The sequence below is a fragment of the Rhodococcus sp. NPDC127593 genome (genome assembly GCF_042671975.1).
Lineage (GTDB): Bacteria > Actinomycetota > Actinomycetes > Mycobacteriales > Mycobacteriaceae > Rhodococcus_F.
Genome location: NZ_JBHXWI010000033.1, coordinates 108,985 through 116,160 on the forward strand (window position 1 = coordinate 108,985; position 7,176 = coordinate 116,160).

At 67.2% G+C, this 7,176-nt stretch carries 7 protein-coding genes and 1 pseudogene; 6 read left to right on the forward strand and 2 right to left on the reverse strand.

Going from position 1 to position 7,176, the window contains the following annotated elements:
- Positions 1-21: 21 nt before the first annotated feature.
- Entirely contained in the window at positions 22-1,362 is a 1,341-nt protein-coding gene (locus ACFVJ3_RS28665; protein ID WP_378455275.1) for an MFS transporter, read from the forward strand.
- 161 nt (positions 1,363-1,523) lie between these two features.
- Complete coding sequence (locus ACFVJ3_RS28670) at positions 1,524-3,161, forward strand: AMP-binding protein (protein ID WP_378455276.1); 1,638 nt, start codon at positions 1,524-1,526, stop codon at positions 3,159-3,161.
- Positions 3,162-3,180: 19 nt separating this feature from the next.
- On the opposite strand, the gene ACFVJ3_RS28675 is transcribed toward ACFVJ3_RS28670, so the two are convergent.
- A complete protein-coding gene (locus tag ACFVJ3_RS28675) occupies positions 3,181-3,771 on the reverse strand; it encodes a heme-binding protein (protein ID WP_378455277.1) in 591 nt (196 codons plus the stop codon).
- Between the two features lie 163 nt (positions 3,772-3,934).
- Here ACFVJ3_RS28675 and ACFVJ3_RS28680 point away from each other — a divergent pair, with 163 nt between their 5' ends.
- From ACFVJ3_RS28680 to ACFVJ3_RS28690, 3 genes are all read left to right on the forward strand, one after another.
- Positions 3,935-5,137 (forward strand): sensor histidine kinase, encoded by a 1,203-nt coding sequence (locus tag ACFVJ3_RS28680; RefSeq protein WP_378455278.1) that lies wholly within the window; start codon positions 3,935-3,937, stop codon positions 5,135-5,137.
- Positions 5,134-5,760: a response regulator gene (locus ACFVJ3_RS28685; RefSeq protein ID WP_378455279.1), complete on the forward strand. Its 627-nt coding sequence runs from the start codon at positions 5,134-5,136 to the stop codon at positions 5,758-5,760. Before ACFVJ3_RS28680 ends, ACFVJ3_RS28685 begins: the two co-directional genes overlap by 4 nt.
- A 148-nt stretch (positions 5,761-5,908) precedes the next feature.
- Positions 5,909-6,178 (forward strand): GlsB/YeaQ/YmgE family stress response membrane protein, encoded by a 270-nt coding sequence (locus tag ACFVJ3_RS28690; RefSeq protein ID WP_005239513.1) that lies wholly within the window; start codon positions 5,909-5,911, stop codon positions 6,176-6,178.
- A 107-nt stretch (positions 6,179-6,285) separates the two neighbouring features.
- On the opposite strand, the gene ACFVJ3_RS28695 is transcribed toward ACFVJ3_RS28690, so the two are convergent.
- Positions 6,286-6,891 carry a TetR/AcrR family transcriptional regulator gene (locus ACFVJ3_RS28695; protein WP_378455280.1) on the reverse strand — a complete coding sequence of 202 codons (606 nt, stop codon included), beginning with the start codon at positions 6,889-6,891 and terminating at the stop codon, positions 6,286-6,288.
- 115 nt (positions 6,892-7,006) lie between these two features.
- Here ACFVJ3_RS28695 and ACFVJ3_RS28700 point away from each other — a divergent pair.
- Positions 7,007-7,176: pseudogene (locus tag ACFVJ3_RS28700) on the forward strand (methylcrotonoyl-CoA carboxylase); the annotation flags it as partial.

Sequence of the window (7,176 nt, forward strand, 5' to 3'; positions counted from 1 at the left end):
CACGGACCACGGAGGAATCGAGTGACCACAGTCTCCAACTCGGGTGCGGGCGCCCCCCACGCCCCCACGCCGGTGCGCCAGGGCGGAACCAGCGTCCGCAAGGTGGCCATCGCCAGTGGCATCGGCACGACCATCGAGTTCTACGACTTCTTCATCTACGGCACCGCCGCAGCCCTGGTGTTCCCGACGGTGTTCTTTCCCGCCCTCGGCTCCACCGCCGGCACCGTCGCCTCCTTCGCGACCTTCGCCGTCGCGTTCATCGCCAGGCCCGTGGGTGCGATGCTTTTCGGCCACTACGGCGACCGGATCGGACGTAAAAAAACTCTGATCTCCACGCTCGTCCTGATGGGTGTCTCGACCTTCCTGATCGGCCTGCTGCCCGGTGCCGCGACGATCGGGGTCGCGGCCCCTATCCTGCTGGTGCTGCTGCGTTTCGGTCAGGGATTCGCCGTCGGCGGCGAGTGGGCAGGTGCCACGCTGCTGACGGCGGAATACGCACCTCCGGGTAAGCGGGGCCTCTACGCGATGTTCCCGCAACTCGGCCCCGCGGTGGCCTTCATCCTCTCCAGCGCCACGTTCCTCGTCACCGGCTCCCTGCTCGGTGACACCAACGAGGTCTTCCTCGAATACGGATGGCGGATTCCCTTCCTGTTCAGTGCCGTCCTGGTCGGAATCGGCCTCTACATGCGCCTGGCGATCGAGGAGACACCGGTGTTCCGCGCGGCCCAGCAGGCCGACCGTGCCGACGCGTCCCCGCGGACCCTCCCACTGATGGACGCCTGGCGGTACCAGACCAAGGAGATCCTCCTCTCGGCCGGCGCGCTCGCCACACTGTTCGCGTTCTTCTACATGGGCACAGCGTTTCTCACCAGCTACGGCACCAAGACCCTCGGGTTCAGCCGCCCGTTCGTGCTGACGGTCGGGATCGCCTCGGCAGTGGTCTTCGGATTCACGATCGTCGTCTCCGCTCTGTACTCGGACCGGATCGGGCGTCGACGGGTCATCATGATCTCCTGCGGACTGGCCGTCGTGTGGGCGCTCGCGCTGTTCCCGCTGCTCGACACGGGTTCACCCGTCGCGTTCACGATCGGCGTGATGGTCACGCTCGCCATCTTCGGAATCGCCTACGGCCCCTGCGGCGCTCTGCTTCCGGAAATGTTCCAGACGCGGTATCGGTACACCGGCGCGGGCCTCGGCTACAACCTCGCCGGCGTGCTCGGCGGCGCCGTGCCGCCGTTGATCGCCGCACCCCTGGCGTCCGCGTACGGCAGCGCCGCGATCGGCGTGATGCTCGCCGTCCTCGGCGTCTTCAGCCTGCTGTGCACGAAAGCCCTGGTGGAAACGAAGGACGACGCGCTCTGACGGGGCCGGCGAGGGGTGTCCGGACTTCGCACAGATACCGGCGCCCCTCGCCGTGCAGTATGCCCTGGATCACATCAACCAAGAGTAAGTTCGACCGCGGAAGGGCCTTCGGGTCTGCCCGTCCCGTAGGTGCCCGAACGGGCTCCTGGAGAGGAAGAGTGATGACAACCCCGCTTCCCAGCTACACCAACGGCGTGTGGGACGCCCCGATGCTCGGCGACACCATCGGAGACAACTTCGACCGGACCGTGGCAGCCCACGCCGATCGTGACGCCCTGGTCGACCGGCCCTCGGGGCGGCGGTGGACGTACGACGAACTGCGGCGGGACGTCGACGCCGTGGCGGTGGGGTTGTTGAAGCGGGGGATCGGGAAGGGCGACCGGGTGGGAATCTGGGCGCCGAACTGCCCGGAGTGGACGCTGATCCAGTTCGCGACGGCCAAGATCGGGGCGGTGCTGGTCAACATCAACCCCGCCTACCGGGCGCACGAGTTGAAGTACGTGCTCGATCAGGCCGGTATCCGTCTGCTGGTGTCGGCGCCCGAATTCAAGTCCTCCGACTATGCGGCCATGATCGAGGAGGTCCGGCCGCAGTGCCCCGACCTCGAGATGGTGGTGCTGCTCGGAAGTGCCGAGTGGAGCAGGCTGGCGTCGGACGGCATGGCTGCGCACGCCGCCGACCCGGCCCTGCTGCCCGCTGCGCAGGCAGCCCTGTCCTCGGACGACCCGATCAATATCCAATACACCTCGGGGACAACCGGGTTCCCGAAGGGTGCGACGCTCAGTCACCACAACATCCTGAACAACGGATTCTTCGTCGGCGAGTTGTGCCACTACACGGAGAACGACCGCGTCTGCATCCCGGTGCCGTTCTATCACTGCTTCGGCATGGTGATGGGCAACCTGGCGTGTACGAGTCACGGCGCGACCATGGTCATTCCGGGGCCGTCCTTCGACCCGAAAGCCACGCTGGAGGCCGTCGAGGCGGAGAAGTGCACGTCGCTGTACGGGGTGCCGACGATGTTCATCGCCGAACTCGCCGAACCGGACTTCGCGTCGTTCGACCTGTCGAGCCTGCGGACCGGGATCATGGCCGGATCGCCCTGCCCGGTGGAGGTGATGAAGCAGGTCATCGAACAGATGGGGATGGCCGAGGTCTCCATCTGTTACGGCATGACCGAGACGTCCCCGGTGTCGCTGCAGACCCGGTCGGACGACACGATCGATCAGCGTGTGTCGACGGTCGGTCGGGTCGGTCCGCATCTCGAGGTCAAGATCGTCGATCCGGCAACGGGATTGACGGTTCCGCGGGGCGCGCCGGGCGAACTCTGCACCAGGGGATACTCGGTGATGCTCGGGTACTGGAACAACCCGGAGAAGACCGCGGAGGCGATCGATGCCGGACGGTGGATGCACACGGGCGATATCGGTGTGATGGATTCCGACGGCTACGTCGCGATCACCGGGCGGATCAAGGACATGGTGATTCGCGGTGGCGAGAACGTCTATCCCCGCGAGATCGAGGAGTTCCTGTACACGCATCCGGACATCCTCGACGCCCAGGTCATCGGGGTGCCGGACGCGAAGTACGGTGAGGAACTGATGGTGTGGGTGCGGATGAAGGACGGTGCCGAACCCCTCGACGCGGCGAAGGTGCGCGAATTCTGCACCGGCAAGCTCGCCCACTACAAGATCCCGAAGTACGTGCACGTCGTCGACGAGTTCCCGATGACGGTGACGGGCAAGGTGCGCAAGGTCGAGATGCGGGAGCAGTCCCTCGACCTGATCGGGCGCACCTGACCCGGCTCGGCGGACGGTATCAGCCCAGCGCCCCGGCGATCGCGTCGAGACCGGCGGTCGCGCAGGCCTGATCGCGCATTCCGTCGGGGGCGCCGCCGACGCCGATACCCGCGATCGACCCGCCGGCCGACTTCACGCTCACCCCGCCGGCGAGGAACAGCGTGCCGGGAAGGTCGGCGACCGTCGCGCCGTCGCCCTTGGCCCGTTCGCTCAGATCGCTGGTGTTCGCACCGAACGCGGCAGCGGTGTACGCCTTCTGGCGGGCCGCCTCCACGGTGTGCTGAGCGGAATTGTCCCCGCGCAACATGGCCTGCACGTTGCCGGCGCGATCGACCACCGACACGGTGACGAACCCGAGCCCGTCGGCCTGGCACTTCGCGAGCGCCGCCTGCGCGGCGGCCTGCGCAGTGCCGATACCGAGATGGTTCTGGCTCACCACGCCGTCCGCACCGTCGATCGGGGCCGGCGCGGCGGCGGTCGCGACCGGAGTGGACGTCGGACTCGCCTCGTCGGACGCGGACGCGGATGTGCCGCACGCCGAGGTGGCGACGATCGCGGCGAATGGGACGGTGATCGCCAGAATGCGGGGCAGGCGGTGGAGGGTGCGCATCGGATGGCCTTTCGGGAAGTGACGAGCTGACGTGACCAGCCTGGCTCGGCGGCGGCGTTGAGCGCATCGGGCCGACGGTGCTCCCGAACTCATCCGTCCGGCCCCGGCAGATCATCCGAACGGTGGATCCGCGACCCACGGCAGATCCGTAGGATCAATCGACGTGACGACACCCGTGGACGGAGTGGACAGGCCGGACGGCGCGGGTCTGCGCGGCCCGCTCGCTACCGCCATCCATGTGTCGTTCTACGTCCTCCTCGCGACATCGACGGCGCGGTATCTGACCTACCACGGAGTGAGCGGACAGTTCGTCGTCGTGGTCGCGTTGATCGCCGCGCTCGCCGCGTTGTACACGTTCACCGCCGTGGTCGCACGGCGGGAAGGCGCGTGGGAACCGTGGGTGTGGCCGGTCCTGACGACGTGGGCGGTGCTCGTCTGGCTCGCGCCGAGTTTCGCCTGGTGCGCGTTTCCCATGTTCTTCCTGTGCACGAGGGCCTACCCGAGCCGCATCGCGTATCCGGTCGTCGGTGTTCTCGCCGTACTCACATCGCTGGCGTTCTTCACCTTCTCCGGGCGCACCGAGTGGGCTGTGCTGGTGGGACCGCTGTGCACCGGAGCACTGATCGTCATGGCGTACAGCCAGATCGAGCGGGACGGTCGGGAACGGGTGCGTCTGCTCCGCCAGGTGGCCGAGACCCGGTCCCGGCTCGCGGAAACCGAGCGGGAGGCGGGGGTGCTCGCCGAACGCGAACGACTGGCCCGCGAGATCCACGACACCGTGACGCAGGGACTGACCAGCAGCCTGCTCCGGCTCGAGGCGGCCGAGCAGATCTGGGCGCAGGCAGATCCGCGGACGGAGGCACGGGCGCGTGAGGACGTCCGAGTGGCGACCGGAACGTTGCGCGAGAACCTGGCGGAAACACGCAGCCTCGTGCACCATCTCGCGGCGCCCAACCTGGAATCCCAGCCGCTCGACGCGGCACTGCTCGCTGCCGCGCGCACCCACCACCCGCGGGCGGAGCTCCGGATCGTGGGTACTCCGATCGCGATTCCGGCGGAGGTGACGCACGCGCTACTCCGTATCACCCAGAGCGCGGTCTCCAACATCGCCCGGCACGCCCACGCCGAGACCGTGGGTGTCACGTTGACGTACCTCCCGGGCGCCGTCGCCCTCGACATCTTCGACGACGGCACCGGTTTCGAACCCGCGCCCACCGGAGCTCCCTCGGCGCGCGGCGGATACGGCCTGCGCGCGATGCGCAGTCGCGTCGAGCAACTGGGCGGCACGTTCACCGTCGAGAGTGCGCCGGGCGAGGGCACCGTGGTTGCCGCCCAGATACCGTGCGCGAGAGGAACCGCGGCATGACGATCGTGACGGTGCTGCTGGTCGACGATCACGTGGTCGTTCGCGCCGGATTGCGAGCGCTTCTCGATTCGCAGCCGGACATCGAGGTGATCGCCGAGGCGGGCACGGGGGAGGAGGCGGTGGCTGCGGTGACGAAGTTCGGTCCGCAGCTCGTGACGATGGATCTCGCCCTCGGAGCCGGCATCGACGGGGCGGAGGCCATTCGCCGCATCCGGCAGGTCGATCGGGACCTGCCGGTGCTGGTGTTCACGACCTACGACACGGATGCCGACGTGGTGCGCGCCATCGACGCCGGTGCCATCGGATACCTCCTGAAGGATTCGACACCCCAGGAGATCTTCACCGCTGTGCGCGGCGCGGCCGCCGGCCAGAGTGTGCTGTCGCCGCCCGTCGCGTCGCGACTACTGCAGCAGATGCAGCGCCCCGCGGAGGCCCTCACGCCGCGGGAGGCCGAACTGCTCACCCTGCTGGCCGAGGGCATGACCAACAAGGAGCTCGGCAAAGCCCTCTTCATCAGCGAGGCGACGGTCAAGACGCATCTCGTCCACATCTACGCGAAGCTCGGTGTCGACACCCGTGCCGCAGCGGTGTCCGTTGCCCTGCGACGGCAGGGTATTCGCTGAACCGGCGGGTTTCACGGCGGTACGCCGTGTGAACCTTTTGGCAACGATTTGCCGAAGCCCTGTCGAACGGCTGTCCAGGTGGTTATGTTCGAAATGAGCGGTGACCTTCCGCTCGCACCATGAATTGCGTGTTGAGAGGACAAGGGCCATGGTCGGCAACATCATCGGCACCATCATCTTCGGTGCGGTCATCGGCGTTCTGGCGCGTCTCGTGATTCCGGGAAAGCAAGCGATGGGGTGGGTCATCACCGTCGTCCTCGGCATCATCGGTGCGCTGATCGGGTACTGGGTGTGGGAGGGGCTCCTCGACAAGGGAGACACCGGCGGAATCGACTGGATCCGGTGGATCATCAGCATCGCCGTAGCAGCCGTGCTGACCCTCGGATACACCTCGATGACGAGCAAGAACAGGGTGTAGACGCCACATCGCACCGTCACGACAAGGGCCCCGTCCGGTCAGGGCGGGGCCTTTCTGCGGCTTCGCCGCCCGTGAGTACTTGTCAACCGCCCGCGGTTAATAAGTACTCACGGGCGCAGGCAGAGAATCGTCATGTCGCGCAGGACTTTCCGGGTGCGCGAGGGGGTCGTGGGATCGACGCTGTGCGGGGTCGAGTTGATGAGCCCGAACGTGGCGTGCGCCTTGGTGCGGGCATCCGTCTCGTCCAGTGACGTGTCCACCTGCAGAAGCACCTTCACCCAGATCTCCACGTACCGCCGCTGCGTCTGCCGGACCTCTCGGCGGGCCTCGGCGGGCAGGCTCTCCAGGTCCCGGTCCTGGATGCGAATGAGGTCGGGTTCGCCGAGCGCGAAGTCGAGATGGAAGTCGATCAGGCCCTCCAGAGCCGATTCCGGGGAGGCGGCCTCCGCGACGACGAGCGACCCGCCCTCGAGCAGTCGCGTGCTGATCCCGACGAGCAGTTCGACGAGGACGGCGTCCTTGTTGGGGAAGTGCCGGTACACGGCGGGGCCGCTGATTCCCGCCGCGGAACCGAGGTCCTCGAGGCGTACACCGAGGAAGCCCCGTTCGGCGATGAGGCGGGCGGCGGCGTCGAGCAGTTGGCGGCGACGATCCGCCTTCATCTGCTCCCGGCGCGTGATCGGCGCTTCGGCACCGTCGACGTCTGTGGTCATCGCCTTGCTCTTTCTCGGATGCGGTCTGGACAACTCAGTTAATCACAGTTATCTTAGTTTCAGTTATCGAGTATTAACTCACTCGACACGGGCGTCAAGACGAGAAGGCGGCAGGATGGCACTGAGCGGAACCACTGCACGGGAGGGCTACCGGGCAGAGCACACGAAATTGGTGGACGAGCTGAAGTCGAGGCTGGCCGTGGCCGCGCTCGGCGGCAGCGAGAAGTCGCGTGAGCGGCACGTCAGCCGAGGCAAGCTCCTGCCCCGCGATCGAGTGGACACTCT